Genomic DNA, 15523 nt, shown 5'->3' with positions numbered 1-15523 from the left:
GGATCGCTGAAAGCCGCGCAGTACGTGGCCTATGCACTTCTCCAGCCCATACTGCTGCATCATTGGGGTGTGGGAGGACAGGTCGGAAGTGTTTTTACTCATCGGATACTTAGCGAGTTCGTTGAAAGTGATGGGGCAAAGGGGGCGCTTGGCCCAGCATTTTTTGCGATGGGCGCAAGGTTAACACGCAAGGTCAGGGGTCTGCAGTTCACAAGCGGCCAGGTATAAATGCATTTTTTATGCATTAAATATGCTAGATAGCATTTGCCATCCACCAAAACTACCTTCAGTATCCGCTTTATGCAAAAACGCAACGTTTCCATTGTCTTAAGAGAGCTGCTGGATCGCGACGGGATCTCCCCCACGGAGCTTCACCGGCGTACTGGCGTGCCTCAATCCACACTGTCACGGATTCTCAGCGGCAAGATCGTTGACCCGTCGGACAAGCACATCTCCCGCATCGCCGAGTACTTTCGCGTCAGCACTGACCAACTGCGCGGGCGCGCAACGTTGGCGCCTGCGCGGGGAGACGAGCGTGACCCGATGCATTCGGAACTCAAGGACATAAGCCTGTGGGACGACGATACCCCCATCAACGATGACGAGGTGTCGATCCCCTTTCTGCGCGAGGTTGAATTGGCTGCTGGATCAGGAAGATTCGTCATCGAGGAAAGCGAGAAGGCCAGCCTGCGTTTTGGCAAACGCAGCCTGCGCCACAATGGTGTGCAGTTCGACCAGGCTAAATGCGTGACGGTACGCGGCAACAGCATGCTGCCGGTGTTGCGAGACGGCGCGACGGTGGGGGTCAATGCCGGCAAGTGCGGGATTGGTGACATCGTTGATGGTGACTTGTATGCCATCAATCACAACGGTCAATTGCGGGTCAAACAGCTCTATCGCTTGCCTTCGGGGATTCGCCTGCGCAGCTTCAATCGCGACGAGCATCCGGACGAGGACTACAGCTTCCAGGAAATCCAGGAAGAACAGATCAGCATCCTCGGCCACGTTTTCTGGTGGGGCATGTACGCTCGTTAACCCTCTTCTGTAAGACAAAACCCGCCACCGAGCGGGTTTTTTTCACCTGCGCAAAACTGCCAATCCCCTTGCTTGCGGGCCTTAATACATCTGCGCATTAAATTTTGGAAATAAATGCATTTGTGCACTGACTGTATATGCATACATGCATATTCTTTGTCTCAAGCCAGCCAACAAGGCTTGGTGGAGGTGGCAAGGAAGCCGCCAAGGAAGACAGGGAAAGCACGTAATACCGGCATGGACGCCACCGAGCGGTGGCACGGATGCCAGGCAACACCGGCAAGGAAGCCGACGCTCTTTAGTTTCACGGTTTTACAACAGGCAGCGATGAATCGGCCTTAACGGTTCAGAGGGTTGGCAACTGACCCGGGTGTGCAGCGTAAAGCACCAAAAGCAGTTATCCGGCAGACAGGGATCGTGGTCGGAAAAACATTCAGGAAAGATCCGTACCGCGCCAGTAGCGCCCAAGGACCGCATTACTGAAAAGCCCGGGTAACCGGGCTTTTCAGTAATGCCTACCTACATATGCACACCGATTTATCAAACAACCGGCGACCTGCTGGTATCACTCATTCCAGGAGGCGTGACATGACAAGCGAGCAGCAAGTGTTAGCGGAAATGCCTATCTGGCTGGTCGTTGTATTGGCGGTAATAGGCGGCGTTTCCGGAGAAATGTGGCGCGCCGATAAAGAAGGCGCCCGCGGTTGGGCACTGGTCCGACGCCTGGCCCTGCGCTCCGGGGCCTGCATGGTCTGCGGGGTTTCGGCATTGATGTTGTTGTACGCCGCCGGCATGTCGATCTGGACCGCTGGTGCCATTGGTTGCCTGACGGCCATGGCCGGTGCGGACGTGGCTATCGGGCTTTATGAGCGTTGGGCGGCCAAGCGGATCGGGGTGAATGAGCCACCCAACCGCCATCCGGACCAGCAGTGATCGTTGCAAGAAGCTACTTGATGACACGTATCGAAAAACCTTCACAACTACTGTTCGCTGCTCAGTGCCTACCACCACCATCCCCGGCGGGGTGGTTCATGGAGCCCCGCGGCCCGACTTGCCCCGGCGCATGCTCAACGAGTTATCAGCAGCACCGCTGCCGGCGATAACGGACTGATTGCACTGCGGGCCTGCCAGGCTTATGGGCGGACCATCGTTCGTTAGCATCTTGTTCCAGTCTGCATCTTGCATGGGCGATACGCTCCTGTAGGGTAGGCATTCGCCCGCCCGCTCCTGGAGACGATCGTGAAGGAAATTACCCAACTTGCCGCTGAACTGGGCCGATGTTTGCAGGTGCTCAATGCCTATGTCACCACTGCCGAGTCCTGCACCGGCGGCGGTATTGCCGAAGCGATCACGCGTATTCCAGGAAGCTCGGCCTGGTTCGAAGCGGGGTATGTCACCTACTCCAATCGACAAAAAAACCGCCAGCTGAATGTGCCGCAAGCACTGTTCCCCAAAGTCGGCGCCGTCAGCCGTGAAGTGGTTGAGGCCATGGTCAAGGGCGCCCAGGAGAAAAGCCTGTCGCGTTTTGCTGTAGCCGTCAGCGGCGTGGCGGGGCCCGATGGCGGTTCGCTGGACAAACCGGTGGGCACCGTATGGCTGGCCTGGGGTGTTGGCGAGGACGTCACGGCCGAGTGCCAGCATTTTCCTGGCAACCGCGATGAGGTTCGCCGACAAACGGTAAAGGCCGCTTTAGAGGGGTTGTTGCGACGAGCTGCAGTAGAAATAGAAAATCAGGGGTAGGCGATCCCGGATCTTTGTGGAACAATACTGTCTACTTATACAGGTGTTGGCCGCCAGGCCTTATTGATTACGTGAGGACTTTAATGGACGACAACAAGAAGAAAGCCTTGGCTGCGGCCCTGGGTCAGATCGAACGTCAATTCGGCAAGGGTGCCGTAATGCGTATGGGCGATCATGACCGTCAGGCGATCCCGGCTATTTCCACTGGCTCTCTAGGTCTGGACATTGCGCTCGGCATTGGCGGCCTGCCAAAAGGCCGTATCGTTGAAATCTACGGTCCTGAATCTTCCGGTAAAACCACTCTGACGCTGTCGGTGATTGCCCAGGCGCAAAAGATGGGCGCCACCTGCGCGTTCGTCGATGCCGAGCACGCCCTGGACCCTGAATACGCTGGAAAACTGGGCGTCAACGTTGACGACCTGTTGGTATCTCAACCGGATACCGGTGAGCAGGCCCTGGAAATCACCGACATGCTGGTGCGTTCCAATGCTGTCGACGTGATCGTTATCGACTCCGTGGCGGCCCTGGTACCAAAAGCTGAGATCGAAGGCGAAATGGGCGACATGCACGTCGGCCTGCAAGCCCGTCTGATGTCCCAGGCCCTGCGTAAAATCACCGGTAACATCAAGAACGCCAACTGCCTGGTGATCTTTATCAACCAGATTCGGATGAAGATCGGCGTGATGTTCGGCAGCCCGGAAACCACCACCGGTGGTAACGCACTGAAGTTCTACGCTTCGGTCCGTCTAGACATCCGCCGTACTGGCGCGGTGAAGGACGGCGACGAAGTGGTCGGTAGTGAGACCCGCGTCAAAGTCGTGAAGAACAAGGTGGCTCCGCCGTTCCGTCAGGCCGAGTTCCAGATTCTCTACGGCAAGGGTATCTACCTGAACGGCGAAATGATCGACCTGGGCGTGCTGCACGGCTTCGTTGAAAAATCCGGTGCATGGTATGCCTACAACGGTAGCAAGATCGGTCAGGGTAAGGCCAACTCGGCCAAGTTCCTGGCAGACAACCCGGATATCGCTGCGACTCTTGAGAAGCAGATCCGCGACAAGCTGCTGACTCCGCCAGCCGATGTCAAAGCAAACTCGACCAGAGAAACCGCTGACGACCTGGCCGACGCTGACATCTGAGCTAAACGATGACCGTCGTACTGGATACACTTGTCGCCGTTCGGCGCACTGCAATGGACCTGCTCGCGCGACGTGAGCACGGTCGAGTCGAGCTGACGCGTAAACTGCGTCAGCGCGGCGCTTCTCCCGAGATGATCGACACAGCTCTTGACCGTTTGACGGAAGAGGGACTGCTTTCGGAAGCCCGTTATCTTGAGAGTTTTGTTTCCTATCGAGCCCGTTCTGGTTACGGCCCTGCGCGGATTCGCGAGGAGCTGAGCCAGCGTGGCCTGCAACGTGCTGATATCGATCTCGCCTTGCGTGAGTGCGGTATCAGTTGGCAGGCACAACTGGAAGACACTTGGCGGCGCAAGTTTGCCGGACATCTGCCGATTGATGTCCGCGAGCGTGCGAAACAGGGACGTTTTCTGAGTTATCGTGGATTTTCGATGGAGATGATCAGCCGCCTATTGAGTGGTCGGGAGATGGACGACTGAGTGTTGATAGATGCATATAAAAATGGCTCGCTATGAAAATAGCGGGCCATTTTTTGCTTCTGATTTTACGCGGGCTCTTGTACCCGTTGTTGCGTCTTCCCCTGAGCCTCGGCCCAGTTCTCCGGTAAGTTGATGTAGTCCACCAACTCCCGCAGTCGACCCTGGTAGCGGCCATTAAAATTGAATGCCAATCGCGTCAGGTGGCTGAAGTGCGATTCATCGTGTTCCTCGCCCGCGTAGGCGTGCTGATGGAAGTCATCACTGAGTCGCAGGTCCGCAAAGGCTTCTTGGATATGCGCTAATGCGCGATCACTCAGGGGATGATTCATTCGGATCACAAACTGACGCTTCAGCCAGCGGGTGGAGTGGAAGTTGGCGTAGAACTGGTTGATTTCATTTACCGCCTCCTCGGCGCTGTACACCAGGCGAACCAGTTTGAGATCGGTGGGCAAGATATAGCGATTGGCTTCCAACTGGCTGCGGATAAAGTCCAGGGCGCCTTGCCAGAAACCGCCACCCGGTGCATCCAGCAGCACCACGGGAACCAGCGGGCTCTTGCCGGTCTGGATCAGGGTCAAGACTTCCAGTGCTTCATCAAGGGTGCCGAAACCACCTGGGCACAGCACCAACCCATCGGCCTCCTTGACGAAGAACAGCTTGCGGGTAAAGAAGAAGTGGAAGGACAGCAGGTTTTCCGTGCCATCAATGGTCGGGTTGGCATGCTGTTCGAAGGGCAGGGTGATATTGAATCCCAGGCTGTGCTCCAGGCCGGCGCCTTCGTGGGCGGCGGCCATGATGCCGCCACCGCCGCCGGTGATGACCATCAGGTCTGAGCGTGCGAGGGCCGCGCCAACTTCGCGAGCCAATGCATAGAGCGGGCTTTCCACAGGTGTGCGCGCCGAGCCGAACACAGTGACCTTGCGCCGGCCCTTGAACTGTTCCAACACCCGAAAGGCGTGGTCCAGTTCGCGGATTGCCTTCAAGGTAATCTTGGCATTCCAGCGGTTGCGGTCATCCTGCGCCATGCGCAGCACGGTAAGGATCATGTCGCGATAAAGAGGAATGTTCGGGCTGCTGGGGGCAATCAGGTTGAGTTGCGCTTCGACCTGCTGCGTGAGGTCGGTCCCGTTGTCTTGAAAATGGCGGATCAGAAGGTCATTCGGTTCGTAAGGCATTCAACTTATCCTTCTTCACAGAACCCTGGGTGCCTACGAGAAATTCGTTGGCGCCACGACACTTGCATGTGTCGCTGCCTGCCTCGGCGGCGTTGCCGGGCACTACACGGGGTTCGTCGGGCCTCTGGTAGCGGAGGTGGGCGAAACCGGCTCTGTATATTCCCTGTGATTAAAAACCTTTGCACTGCAAGTCATGCGAGGGCAACCCTCTTTTGCCCTGGAAATGCTACAGGGTGGAGTGTAAACCGGACGGTGCAGGTCATCAGTCTGATTTGATCATGAGCCCATAAAGTCTTGGCTGGCAATAGCTTATTGGGTATTGGTCAGGGAAACGGGGGGCATTACAGGAGGGTGTATTGCGCGCCGCTGATCAGCCGCGCGCGACAGTAGAGCGTCTTACTTTTTCTTCTTTGCAGCGGCCGGTGCCGGGCAGTCAGCCTCTTGGAACTTCACCGAAGCCACCGGGCGATTGGACTTGTTCTCGGTAATTTCGTAGCGCATCACGGCGCCCTTGGCCATCAGCTCGCGATAACCCTTGTTCAAGCACACGCTTTGGCCCAGCTGGAAATACACTGCCTTGGGGTTGGCGCGCATTTGCTCAGCACGGTCAGGCATTACGCTGAGATGATCAATCAGTTGTAGCCCTTCTACGGTGTAGGCCACTTCCAGGGTTTTCTCATCAATCTCCCTTGGCAGGTCTTTGTTACTTTCCGCCGCGACGCTTTGTAGCTTCTTGTTCAGTTGAGCCTCCAGCAAGGACGCAGCTTGGGCGCCTACAGGCAAAACCAGCGCGAGGGCGATGGACGGGGCAACAAAACGCGACATAAGACGCAGCATCAAACTCTCCTGATTCGGTTACTGGTGCTATGACCAGCCACTGCGCTATGCGTTCAGTGGCGCGCGATTATAGGGGCGCCTTGGGGCCACGGCCAGGCGTATTGAACGGGCAAGGCTCTGGTAAACTGCGGCGACTTTCGCCTTCCTGAGTTCTATTCGTGTCGATTTTTTCATGTTTACGGCGCCGCACCCGATGAGTCATGCCGTCTCCCGCTTGCGCGCCCAGCGCCTGGCTCGCGCCATCAAACCGTTTGTCGCCCGGGGTTCACGTGCCGAGCGGTGTCCCGGCTGCAGGGTGATTCCAGAATATTGCCTGTGCGCCTGGCGCCCGAAAGTGAACGCCAAATCCGCCATGTGCCTGCTGATGCATGATGTGGAGCCGCTCAAACCCAGCAATACTGGCTGGCTGATTGCCGATGTGATTGACGACACCAGCGCATTTCCCTGGTCGCGCACCGAAGTTGAGCCGCAGTTGCTGAGTTTGTTGGCTGATCCGCAGTGGCAGCCTTACATCGTTTTCCCTGGCGAATTTGTCGCCCCGGAGCGTGTGGTTAACCAGGTCAAGCTGGAGCAAGGCAAGCGCCCGCTTTTCATTCTGTTGGATGGCACGTGGAGTGAAGCCCGCAAGATGTTTCGCAAGAGCCCTTACCTTGAACACTTGCCGGTACTGAGCCTGGAGCCTGAGCAACTGTCGCGCTACAAGCTGCGTCGCTCCAAGCGGGATGACCATTTCTGTACAGCCGAGGTGGCCGCCTTGTGTCTGGAACTGGCCGACGATCAGTTGGCCGGCGAAGTACTGGACGCCTACCTGGATGTTTTTAGTACCCACTATCTGGCGGCCAAGTATCAATTGGCACTGGACCCGACAGACATCGTCCATACTCGCTTGACACCTTATCTATAGCCGTCATGGCCAGACGACATTTGCATGATGGCACTGTGAATGGCGCGCCCGTTAAAGTGCCCTCAGGCGTAGTGCTTGACCACCCAGGCTACGCTGGGCATGCTTGGCGCCGATTAGGGCGCCGCCGTGGATTTGAGACGTCGCTTTTTTGCGTTTTTGACGTTGAACGCGCTCTGTGGTGACCGCTGCCTGGCGGTCACCTTGTGTTGCGTTGGCGAGCACTGAACCCATCGGTGTTCCCATAAAAAACAGGATCATTTAAAAAATGGCCACATACGAAATCCTGATTGCCGATGACCACCCTCTCTTTCGCAGCGCGTTGCACCAAGCCGTCACGCTGGGCCTGGGGCCCGATGTGCGATTGGTCGAGGTCGCCAGCATTGCTGAACTGGAAACCCGCCTCAGCGAAAAGTCTGATTGGGACCTGGTGCTGCTGGACCTGAACATGCCCGGTGCGTATGGTTTTTCAGGGCTTGTGCTCTTGAGAGGGCAATACCCGCAGATTCCCGTGGTGATGGTCTCGGCCCAGGAAGAGGCGGCAGTGGTGGTGCGTTCCAAGGAATTTGGTGCCAGCGGTTTCATTCCCAAATCCAGCTCCATGGAAGACATTCAGAAAGCTGTACGCAGCGTGCTGGACGGTAATGTCTCGTGGCCGCCGCAGGCATTCGAAGAGGTCAATATTTCCGATGCAGCCAAGGCCGCTCGCGATGGCCTGGCCAGCCTGACGCCCCAGCAGTTTCGGGTGCTGACCATGGTCTGTGAAGGCCTGTTGAACAAGCAGATTGCCTATGAGCTGAGCGTGTCCGAAGCGACCATCAAGGCTCATGTGACGGCTATTTTCCGCAAGCTTGGGGTGCGTACGCGGACCCAGGCGGCTTTACTCTTGCAACAACTTGAGTCAATTTCGAAAGATTGAGGCTTGATCCGTTCACGTTTTTTTGACTTTGCGTGCTCTAGCTTCCCCACTCCTTTTTGTTCAGTTGCCTACTCTATGTCGCCTTTCAAAGGTCAAACCGGTCTAAAACGTATCCTTAACGCCAGCGGTTACTCGTTCGATGGCCTGCGTGCGGCGTTCACCGGCGAGGCGGCGTTTCGTCAGTTGGTGCTGCTCAACGTCATCCTGATTCCGTTGAGTTTCTTTCTGAATGTCAGTCGTGTAGAGCGTGCGCTGCTAATTGCGGTCTGCCTGTTGGCGCTGATCGTCGAATTGCTCAACTCGGCAGTAGAGGCGGCGATTGATCGGATTTCCCTGGATCGCCACCCCTTGTCGAAGAACGCCAAGGACATGGGCAGCGCGGCGCAGTTCGTGGCGTTGACCATGATCACGGCCGTGTGGGCCGTGATTCTGATCTGACAAAAGTCAGGCAATACTCGGCAGCACGATCTCGTCGCTGCGCTGAATCCCGGCGGTGAAGGCGCGGCACAGTTCCAGAAACTCACGCATTGCTGAGGTCTGGTACTTCTGCTTGTGCCAGATGAAGTAGAACTGCCGCGCCAGGTCCAGGTCCGGGGTTTCCACTGGTACCAGGCTTCCGCGGCGAAATGCATCGCGCAGCGCCAGCCGGGAAATGCAGCCAATCCCCAGTCCCGACTCCACTGCGCGCTTTATGGCCTCGGTGTGTTCCAGTTCCAGGCGAATATTCAAGGCGCTGCGGTGATGACGCATGGCCTGGTCGAAGGTCAGGCGGGTACCGGAGCCTTGTTCGCGCAGGATCCAGGCCTCCTGAGTCAACTCTTTCATGCTCGCCTGGCCGCGCAGGGCCAAGTGATGCTGTGGGGCGCAGAACACCACTAGTTCGTCTTCGACCCAGGTTTGCACCTCGATGTCCGGGTGGCTGCAATCACCTTCGATTAGACCCAGATCAATTTCGTAATGCGCAACCTGATGCACAATATGTGCAGTGTTCTGCACATGCAGCTTCACCTGACTCTCGGGGTGCTGCTGCATGAAGCTACCGATCAGCAGCGTGGCGAGATAATTGCCGATGGTCAGCGTGGCGCCGACAGCCAGGGAGCCAACGCCGGACTTGCCGTTGAGCAGGTCTTCGATCTCCTTGGCCTGGTCCAGAAGGGCCACGGCCTGAGGCAGAAGCTGGTGCCCGAGGGCATTGAGGCTCAGGCGTTTGCCGGCGCGATCGAACAATTGGCAGCTGGATTGACGCTCCAGCTCGGTGATTGAGGTGCTGGCGGCGGATTGGGATAAGGCCAGAAGGCCAGCAGCGCGCGAGACGCTTTCCTGCTGGGCGACGGCGACGAAGACTTGCAGTTGACGTAGAGTAAATCGCATATCTATATAACCGATAACCCTTATCTTAATAATCCAGTTAACAGATATTGTCACCGCCATTAGAATGCTGTGCAATTGCGCATCTATTGGTGCAGACAAATTTCCAGGAGTCCCCCGTACATGAGCAACATGAACCACGAGCGTGTCCTCAGTGTTCATCACTGGAACGACACTCTGTTCAGCTTCAAGTGCACCCGTGATCCGGGCCTGCGCTTCGAGAACGGTCAGTTCGTGATGATCGGCCTGCAACAACCCAACGGCCGCCCGCTCATGCGCGCTTACTCCATTGCCAGCCCGAACTGGGAAGAGCATCTGGAGTTCTTCAGCATCAAGGTCCCGGATGGCCCGCTGACTTCCCAATTGCAGCATTTGAAGGAAGGCGACGAGATCATCGTCAGCAAAAAACCGACTGGCACCCTGGTGCTGGACGATTTGAAGCCGGGCAAACATTTGTACCTGCTCAGCACTGGTACCGGCCTGGCACCGTTCATGAGCGTGATCCAGGACCCGGAAACCTACGAGCGCTTTGAAAAAGTGATCCTGTGCCACGGCGTACGTTACGTCAACGAAGTCGCTTACCGTGAATTCATCACCGAGCACCTGCCGCAGAACGAATTCTTCGGCGAGGCTCTGCGTGACAAGTTGATCTACTACCCAACCGTGACTCGCGAGCCGTTCGAGAACGAAGGCCGCCTGACCGACCTGATGCGCAGCGGCAAGCTGTTCAGAGACATTGGCCTGCCTCCGATCAACCCCCAGGACGACCGCGCCATGCTGTGCGGTAGCCCGAGCATGCTTGATGAGACCAGCGAAGTATTGAACAGCTTCGGCCTGAAAGTTTCGCCACGGATGCGTGATCCGGGTGACTACTTGATCGAGCGTGCATTCGTCGAGAAGTGACTTCGGGTCACTTGTAGGCGCGAGAGTCGTACATGAAAAAGCCCGCGTTGCCTTCCCAGGCAACGCGGGCTTTTTCGTTTCCGGGGTTTACTCGGCCGCGACCACTTCCAACACACAAATCATCCCAGCCTCTGGATAGTGCCAACGCACATCCACATCCCAGAACTGCGCGCCATACTCCCGCTCTGACGTGGGAACCTGGTACGCCGGCCGTGGGTCTTGCGCCAGACACTGTTCAATCAACGCCACCAATGGCTCGTCAAGGCGCTGAGCATGGTCGTGTGCCTGTTGCAGGGCAGACTTCAGCCATTGCACGGGAATCAGCTGCGGCGCAGCGCTGGCGATGCTATTGGTCGCTGTATCGATAATGTCGGCGTAGGGCACATAAGGCTTGATGTCGAGAACCGGCGTACCATCCAGCAGGTCGATGCCGGATATCCACAGGCGATTGGCTTCCACCTTGTCCAGTTTGACCACCGATTGCCCAATACCGTTGGGCCGATGGGTAGCGCGGGTAGCAAATACCCCCATGGACTTGTTGCCGCCCAGGCGCGGCGGGCGGACTTTCAGCCGGGGTTTGTCTTCCAGCGCCTGGTGGAACAGGAACAGCAACCACACATGACTGACCTGCTCCAGGCCTTGTACCGCTTGCCCCTGATCGAACGGCGCCACCAGCTCCAGAACGCCACGGGCGGCGGGGGCCAGTTGCGGTTGGCGGGGAATGGCGAACTTCTCCTTAAAGCAGGAACGGACGAAGCCGACGGGCGAAACACTGTAGGTCATGGTCTGGGGTCGAAGCGGGGTGAGGCGGGCATGATAACCCGAGCCGCCGGCTTCAGAGACTGAACCCGCCATCCAGCGGAATAATATTGCCGGTCATATAGGCACCGGCCGTGCTCGCCAGACTGATCGCCAGCGCCGCCATCTCTTCCTCACGGCCCCAGCGCTTCATTGGGATCAGCGCCGTGTCTTCAGCCAGGGCCTGCTCATCGTTGCCGATATGCTGAGTCATCTTGCTCGGAAAACGCCCTGGGGCGATCACATTGACGTTGATGTGCTGGCTCACCAACTCCCGCGCCAGAATCCGCGACAGCTGGTGTAGGGCAGCCTTACTTGGCCCATAGGCATATGCCTGCTCGCCAAACGAGGAGATCCCGGCGACCGAGCCGATATTGATGATCCGCGCCGGGTTGGCCGCCGACCCCGCCTTGCGCAGCAGTGGCAGCAATTGCTGGATGCAGTTGAACACCGAAGTCACGTTCAATTGCATTACCTTTTCCCAACCCTTTACCGGGTAGCTTTCCAGCGGTGCGCCCCAGGTGGTGCCGGCGTTATTGACCAGAATATCCAACTGGCCGATTCGCTCGCCCAGGTGCGCTGCCAATCGTTCGACACCTTCTTCATGGGCCAGGTTGGCGGCCAAACCATGGCACTCACCAAAAGTACTCAACTCGATTGCGGTTTGCTCGCAGGCCTCGGCGTCACGGGCGCAGACGTAGACAATGGCGCCGGCATCGACAAAGGCCTTGGCGATCATCTTGCCGATACCACGGGTGCCGCCGGTCACCAGGGCGGTGCGGCCTTGCAGGGAGAAGTAAGGGTGCATGGGCGATCCTGAGCGAAAGGGGAGAGGACTCACCCTAGTCGCCAGCCGCTGGAAGCGGAGCCACTATTTTTTAACGGAATGGAGGGTCATGCCTGCCTGCGGGGCCCGAAGGCCGCCGCAAGCCCATCAATCAGGTGCGCACGCGCAGCGTCAGGCCCTTGAGGAAGTTGCGCAGTAACTGATCGCCACAGGTGCGGTAGTTGGTGTGGCCGAACTTGCGAAACAGCGCGCTCAGCTCAGGCTTGGACACCGGGAACTCGGAGGCCTTGAGGATCGCGTGCATGTCGTCTTCCTTCAGTTCGAAGGCCACACGCAGTTTCTTCAGGATAATGTTGTTGGTTATCGGCAGGTCGATTGGCTGCGGTGGACGGCTTTCATCCTTGCCACGCTTGAAGATCACCAGGCCATCGAGGAAATGGGCCATGACTTCGTCCGGGCAGAACACGAAGCCTTCTTCCTCGTCCTTTTTGAGGTAGGTGAGCAGGTCTTCCTTGGTAACGTCCATGCCGCCGAGTTTGATGATCTCGACAACTTTGTTGTCGTTGATGTCGAGCATGTAGCGCACGCTGCGCAGTACGTCGTTGTGAATCATGTGGGCAATCCTGGTCATTCAACTGTGAACACCGCCCAGGAAGGCGGTGTCGAGAGGTTCGGAGGCAAAAAAGAGAGGGGTTAAAACTTCTCTTTGCCGGACAGATAGCGCCATTGGCCCACCGGCACCTTGCCGATGGAGACTCCGCCAATGCGGATGCGTCGAATGGCGACGACCTTCAGGCCAACGGCTTCGCAGAACAAGGCAATCACACCCGGTTGCGGATTTTTCAACGCAAAGCGCAGGCGGTTCTCGTTCTGCCAACTGGCTTTCACCGCTGGCAACTCCTTGCCTTTGTAAGTCATGCCATGGTTTAGGCGGTTCAGGCCATGGGCAACCATGTCGCCGGACACTTCCACCACGTATTCCTGTTCGATCTTGTTGGCATCGGCCGTCAGTTTGCGCAGGATTTTCCAGTCCTGGGTAAACACCAGCAGGCCGCTGGCATTGGCTTGCAGGTCGGAACTGGCGCTCAGGCGCAGAAAGTGCCCCTTGAGCGGCCGTTTACCGTAGCGGTGTTCTTCGGAGAGGGTCTCGGCGCTGATGGTCTGCATCGCGCTTTCGGCATCTACACCCGTCGGTGCATGCAGCAGGATCGTCACCGGTTCAGGGGCCGTGGCCTTGGCTTCTGGATCAAGCTCGATCTTTTGCGTCGTGACTTTGAACTGCGGCTCGTCGATCACTTCGCCATCCACCGAGACCCAGCCGCCTTCGATAAACAGCTCAGCCTCCCGACGGGAGCAGCCGACCAGTTCGATGAGGCGTTTGGAGAGGCGTGTGGGGTCAGTCATGACATGGGCCGTAGCAAAAGGGGGCAGCTATTGTACCTGTGTGGCGCCGGTTAATCCCGGCTCCATTTCATTTAGCCTCGGCGGGCCTGTTGCTGATCCTGGCGCAAACGCATGTGCAACAACGGATAAGGTTGCCCCATACCGTCATGCTCCGTACGTCCGATCACTTCGAAACCCTGTTTGAAGTAGAAACCCAGGGCTTGCGGGTTCTGTTCGTTGACGTCCAGTTCCTCGGCATTCATTGACTCAATGGCATAGCGCAGCAACTGTCGGCCCAGGCCTTGCCCGCGGTGTTGCGGATCAATGAACAGCATCTCGACCTTGCCCACCGCCACTCCGGCGAAACCGGTGATGCGCTGGCGCGAGTCCTTGGTGCAGATCAGCATCACTGCATCCAGGTAGCGGGTCAGCACCAGGTTTTTCAGCAGCTCGATGTAACTGTCCGGCAGAAAGTCATGGGTAGCGCGCACCGATGCCTCCCAGATGCGGGTCAACTCCTGATAATCGCTGGATTTAGGTGTATGGATAACCGAATGCTGACGCATGCCCGCAGCCCCTTGCCAATGATTGGCACTGATGGCAATACGATAGACCTAAAAAAGCCCCGCATCTTGTCAAAGAGCAGGGCTTTTCAATTTTTCACACCATGCTTGCAAAATTAGCCGCGCTTTTCAGCCCACAAGTCGTACTCGTCGGCATCGGTGACCGTGCACCAGACCTTGTCACCGGGCTTGAGGCCGCTGGCATCATTGATAAATACGTTACCGTCGATTTCCGGGGCATCGAAGAAGCAGCGGCCGACTGCGCCTTGTTCGTCGACTTCGTCGATCAGCACTTCGATTTCCTTGCCAATGCGCAGTTGCAGGCGCGCCGAGCTGATGGCCTGTTGATGGGCCATGAAACGCTCCCAACGGTCTTGCTTGACCTCATCCGGAACAATCGCCGCGTCCAGCAGGTTGGCCGGGGCGCCTTCCACCGGCGAGTACTGGAAGCAACCAACGCGGTCCAGTTGGGCTTCGGTCAGCCAGTTCAACAGGTACTGGAAGTCTTCTTCGGTCTCGCCGGGGAAGCCGACGATGAAGGTGGAGCGAATGATCAGTTCCGGGCAGATTACGCGCCAGTTCTTGATCCGCGCCAGGGTCTTGTCTTCGAAGGCCGGGCGTTTCATGGCCTTGAGGATTTTCGGGCTGGCGTGCTGGAACGGGATGTCCAGGTACGGCAGGATCTTGCCGGCGGCCATCAGCGGGATCAGTTCGTCAACGTGTGGGTACGGGTAGACGTAATGCAGGCGCACCCACACGCCTAGGCTGCTCAAGGCTTCACACAGTTCGGTCATGCGGGTTTTCACCGGCGCGCCGTTCCAGAAACCGGTGCGATACTTGACGTCGACGCCGTAGGCGCTAGTGTCCTGGGAGATCACCAGCAACTCTTTGACGCCAGACTTGACCAGACGCTGGGCCTCGTCCAACACGTCGCCCACTGGGCGGCTGACCAGCTTGCCGCGCATCGACGGGATGATGCAGAAGCTGCAGCTGTGGTTGCAGCCTTCGGAAATCTTCAGGTATGCGTAGTGGCGCGGGGTCAGCTTGATGCCTTGAGGCGGTACCAGGTCGATCAACGGGTTGTGATCCTGGCGCGGCGGCACTACTTGGTGCACGGCGTTGACCACTTGCTCGTACTGCTGCGGGCCGGTTACGGCCAACACGCTGGGGTGTATGTTGCGAATGTTGCCTTCTTCCACGCCCATGCAGCCGGTGACGATGACCTTGCCGTTTTCCTTGATGGCTTCACCGATCACTTCCAAAGACTCAGCCTTGGCCGAGTCGATAAAGCCGCAGGTGTTGACCACCACCACGTCGGCGTCCTGGTAGGTGGACACGATGTCATAACCTTCCATGCGCAGTTGCGTGAGAATGCGCTCGGAGTCGACCAGGGCCTTTGGGCAACCCAGGGATACAAAGCCAACCTTGGGGTTGGCCTTTGCGATGGTGGTGGACATGTCTAACCTCGGTATTGAATGACGCTGCCAGTCGTGCACGACAAG

The 15523-nt window shown here is 57.6% G+C and carries 18 protein-coding genes and 1 pseudogene; 10 read left to right on the top strand and 9 right to left on the bottom strand.

Going from position 1 to position 15523, the window contains the following annotated elements:
- Positions 1-300: 300 nt before the first annotated feature.
- The 6 genes and pseudogenes from FQ182_RS12955 to recX all read left to right on the top strand — a co-directional run bounded on the left by FQ182_RS12955 (position 301) and on the right by recX (position 4387).
- Positions 301-1035 (top strand): XRE family transcriptional regulator, encoded by a 735-nt coding sequence (locus FQ182_RS12955; RefSeq protein WP_149411892.1) that lies wholly within the window; start codon positions 301-303, stop codon positions 1033-1035.
- Positions 1036-1623: 588 nt separating this feature from the next.
- Complete coding sequence (locus FQ182_RS12950) at positions 1624-1968, top strand: phage holin family protein (RefSeq protein ID WP_149411893.1); 345 nt, start codon at positions 1624-1626, stop codon at positions 1966-1968.
- A gap of 58 nt (positions 1969-2026) precedes the next feature.
- Positions 2027-2193, top strand: a pseudogene (locus FQ182_RS30230) (lysis protein); the annotation flags it as partial.
- An 81-nt stretch (positions 2194-2274) separates the two neighbouring features.
- The gene (locus FQ182_RS12945) at positions 2275-2775 is read left to right on the top strand and encodes a CinA family protein (protein ID WP_149411894.1); all 501 of its coding nucleotides are present in this window, start codon (positions 2275-2277) and stop codon (positions 2773-2775) included.
- An 83-nt stretch (positions 2776-2858) separates the two neighbouring features.
- Positions 2859-3911 (top strand): recombinase RecA, encoded by a 1053-nt coding sequence (recA, locus tag FQ182_RS12940; RefSeq protein ID WP_149411895.1) that lies wholly within the window; start codon positions 2859-2861, stop codon positions 3909-3911.
- Positions 3912-3919: 8 nt separating this feature from the next.
- A complete protein-coding gene (gene recX / locus FQ182_RS12935) occupies positions 3920-4387 on the top strand; it encodes a recombination regulator RecX (protein ID WP_149411896.1) in 468 nt (155 codons plus the stop codon).
- A gap of 65 nt (positions 4388-4452) precedes the next feature.
- Here the strand turns inward: recX and FQ182_RS12930 are convergent, their stop codons facing one another.
- Positions 4453-5562: a TIGR00730 family Rossman fold protein gene (locus FQ182_RS12930; RefSeq protein ID WP_149411897.1), complete on the bottom strand. Its 1110-nt coding sequence runs from the start codon at positions 5560-5562 to the stop codon at positions 4453-4455.
- A 396-nt stretch (positions 5563-5958) separates the two neighbouring features.
- Positions 5959-6399, bottom strand: a complete 441-nt coding sequence (locus tag FQ182_RS12925) for a PA3611 family quorum-sensing-regulated virulence factor (RefSeq protein WP_149411898.1) — start codon at positions 6397-6399, stop codon at positions 5959-5961.
- Positions 6400-6592: 193 nt separating this feature from the next.
- Here FQ182_RS12925 and FQ182_RS12920 point away from each other — a divergent pair, with 193 nt between their 5' ends.
- The 3 genes from FQ182_RS12920 to FQ182_RS12910 all read left to right on the top strand — a co-directional run bounded on the left by FQ182_RS12920 (position 6593) and on the right by FQ182_RS12910 (position 8657).
- Entirely contained in the window at positions 6593-7303 is a 711-nt protein-coding gene (locus FQ182_RS12920) for a tRNA-uridine aminocarboxypropyltransferase (protein ID WP_149411899.1), read from the top strand.
- A 265-nt stretch (positions 7304-7568) separates the two neighbouring features.
- Positions 7569-8219: a response regulator transcription factor ErdR gene (erdR, locus tag FQ182_RS12915; RefSeq protein WP_149411900.1), complete on the top strand. Its 651-nt coding sequence runs from the start codon at positions 7569-7571 to the stop codon at positions 8217-8219.
- 75 nt (positions 8220-8294) lie between these two features.
- Positions 8295-8657 (top strand): diacylglycerol kinase, encoded by a 363-nt coding sequence (locus FQ182_RS12910; protein WP_149411901.1) that lies wholly within the window; start codon positions 8295-8297, stop codon positions 8655-8657.
- A 6-nt stretch (positions 8658-8663) separates the two neighbouring features.
- Here the strand turns inward: FQ182_RS12910 and FQ182_RS12905 are convergent, their stop codons facing one another.
- The gene (locus FQ182_RS12905; protein ID WP_178114442.1) at positions 8664-9590 is read right to left on the bottom strand and encodes a LysR family transcriptional regulator; all 927 of its coding nucleotides are present in this window, start codon (positions 9588-9590) and stop codon (positions 8664-8666) included.
- Between the two features lie 120 nt (positions 9591-9710).
- Between FQ182_RS12905 and fpr the strand changes: the two genes are divergently transcribed.
- Positions 9711-10490 carry a ferredoxin-NADP reductase gene (gene fpr, locus FQ182_RS12900; RefSeq protein ID WP_149411902.1) on the top strand — a complete coding sequence of 260 codons (780 nt, stop codon included), beginning with the start codon at positions 9711-9713 and terminating at the stop codon, positions 10488-10490.
- A gap of 87 nt (positions 10491-10577) precedes the next feature.
- Here the strand turns inward: fpr and tsaA are convergent, their stop codons facing one another.
- From tsaA to rimO, 6 genes are all read right to left on the bottom strand, one after another.
- A complete protein-coding gene (gene tsaA / locus FQ182_RS12895; protein WP_149411903.1) occupies positions 10578-11273 on the bottom strand; it encodes a tRNA (N6-threonylcarbamoyladenosine(37)-N6)-methyltransferase TrmO in 696 nt (231 codons plus the stop codon).
- Between the two features lie 52 nt (positions 11274-11325).
- The gene (locus FQ182_RS12890; protein ID WP_149411904.1) at positions 11326-12096 is read right to left on the bottom strand and encodes an SDR family oxidoreductase; all 771 of its coding nucleotides are present in this window, start codon (positions 12094-12096) and stop codon (positions 11326-11328) included.
- A 130-nt stretch (positions 12097-12226) separates the two neighbouring features.
- Entirely contained in the window at positions 12227-12688 is a 462-nt protein-coding gene (locus FQ182_RS12885; protein WP_133099659.1) for a DUF1456 family protein, read from the bottom strand.
- An 80-nt stretch (positions 12689-12768) separates the two neighbouring features.
- On the bottom strand, positions 12769-13479 hold the full coding sequence (locus FQ182_RS12880; RefSeq protein WP_149411905.1) for an rRNA pseudouridine synthase: 711 nt from the start codon (positions 13477-13479) through the stop codon (positions 12769-12771).
- A gap of 71 nt (positions 13480-13550) precedes the next feature.
- A complete protein-coding gene (locus FQ182_RS12875; RefSeq protein WP_149411906.1) occupies positions 13551-14024 on the bottom strand; it encodes a GNAT family N-acetyltransferase in 474 nt (157 codons plus the stop codon).
- Positions 14025-14137: 113 nt separating this feature from the next.
- On the bottom strand, positions 14138-15478 hold the full coding sequence (gene rimO, locus FQ182_RS12870; protein WP_149411907.1) for a 30S ribosomal protein S12 methylthiotransferase RimO: 1341 nt from the start codon (positions 15476-15478) through the stop codon (positions 14138-14140).
- Positions 15479-15523 lie beyond the last annotated feature (45 nt).

Source organism: Pseudomonas sp. ANT_H4 (assembly GCF_008369295.1).
In the GTDB taxonomy this organism is placed as follows: Bacteria; Pseudomonadota; Gammaproteobacteria; order Pseudomonadales; family Pseudomonadaceae; genus Aquipseudomonas.
This window is presented reverse-complemented; position numbering and strand designations above follow the sequence as displayed.

Excerpts from the sequence above, each read along its gene's own strand:
- recA (WP_149411895.1), top strand. The coding sequence starts at position 2,859 with ATGGACGACAACAAGAAGAAAGCCTTGGCTGCGGCCCTGGGTCAGATC.
- FQ182_RS12930 (WP_149411897.1), bottom strand. The coding sequence starts at position 5,562 with ATGCCTTACGAACCGAATGACCTTCTGATCCGCCATTTTCAAGACAAC.
- FQ182_RS12955 (WP_149411892.1), top strand. The coding sequence starts at position 301 with ATGCAAAAACGCAACGTTTCCATTGTCTTAAGAGAGCTGCTGGATCGC.
- FQ182_RS12925 (WP_149411898.1), bottom strand. The coding sequence starts at position 6,399 with ATGCTGCGTCTTATGTCGCGTTTTGTTGCCCCGTCCATCGCCCTCGCG.
- FQ182_RS12875 (WP_149411906.1), bottom strand. The coding sequence starts at position 14,024 with ATGCGTCAGCATTCGGTTATCCATACACCTAAATCCAGCGATTATCAG.
- FQ182_RS12885 (WP_133099659.1), bottom strand. The coding sequence starts at position 12,688 with ATGATTCACAACGACGTACTGCGCAGCGTGCGCTACATGCTCGACATC.
- FQ182_RS12880 (WP_149411905.1), bottom strand. The coding sequence starts at position 13,479 with ATGACTGACCCCACACGCCTCTCCAAACGCCTCATCGAACTGGTCGGC.
- FQ182_RS12920 (WP_149411899.1), top strand. The coding sequence starts at position 6,593 with ATGAGTCATGCCGTCTCCCGCTTGCGCGCCCAGCGCCTGGCTCGCGCC.
- FQ182_RS12905 (WP_178114442.1), bottom strand. The coding sequence starts at position 9,590 with ATGCGATTTACTCTACGTCAACTGCAAGTCTTCGTCGCCGTCGCCCAG.
- tsaA (WP_149411903.1), bottom strand. The coding sequence starts at position 11,273 with ATGACCTACAGTGTTTCGCCCGTCGGCTTCGTCCGTTCCTGCTTTAAG.
- FQ182_RS12890 (WP_149411904.1), bottom strand. The coding sequence starts at position 12,096 with ATGCACCCTTACTTCTCCCTGCAAGGCCGCACCGCCCTGGTGACCGGC.
- FQ182_RS12910 (WP_149411901.1), top strand. The coding sequence starts at position 8,295 with ATGTCGCCTTTCAAAGGTCAAACCGGTCTAAAACGTATCCTTAACGCC.
- recX (WP_149411896.1), top strand. The coding sequence starts at position 3,920 with ATGACCGTCGTACTGGATACACTTGTCGCCGTTCGGCGCACTGCAATG.
- rimO (WP_149411907.1), bottom strand. The coding sequence starts at position 15,478 with ATGTCCACCACCATCGCAAAGGCCAACCCCAAGGTTGGCTTTGTATCC.
- erdR (WP_149411900.1), top strand. The coding sequence starts at position 7,569 with ATGGCCACATACGAAATCCTGATTGCCGATGACCACCCTCTCTTTCGC.
- fpr (WP_149411902.1), top strand. The coding sequence starts at position 9,711 with ATGAGCAACATGAACCACGAGCGTGTCCTCAGTGTTCATCACTGGAAC.
- FQ182_RS12950 (WP_149411893.1), top strand. The coding sequence starts at position 1,624 with ATGACAAGCGAGCAGCAAGTGTTAGCGGAAATGCCTATCTGGCTGGTC.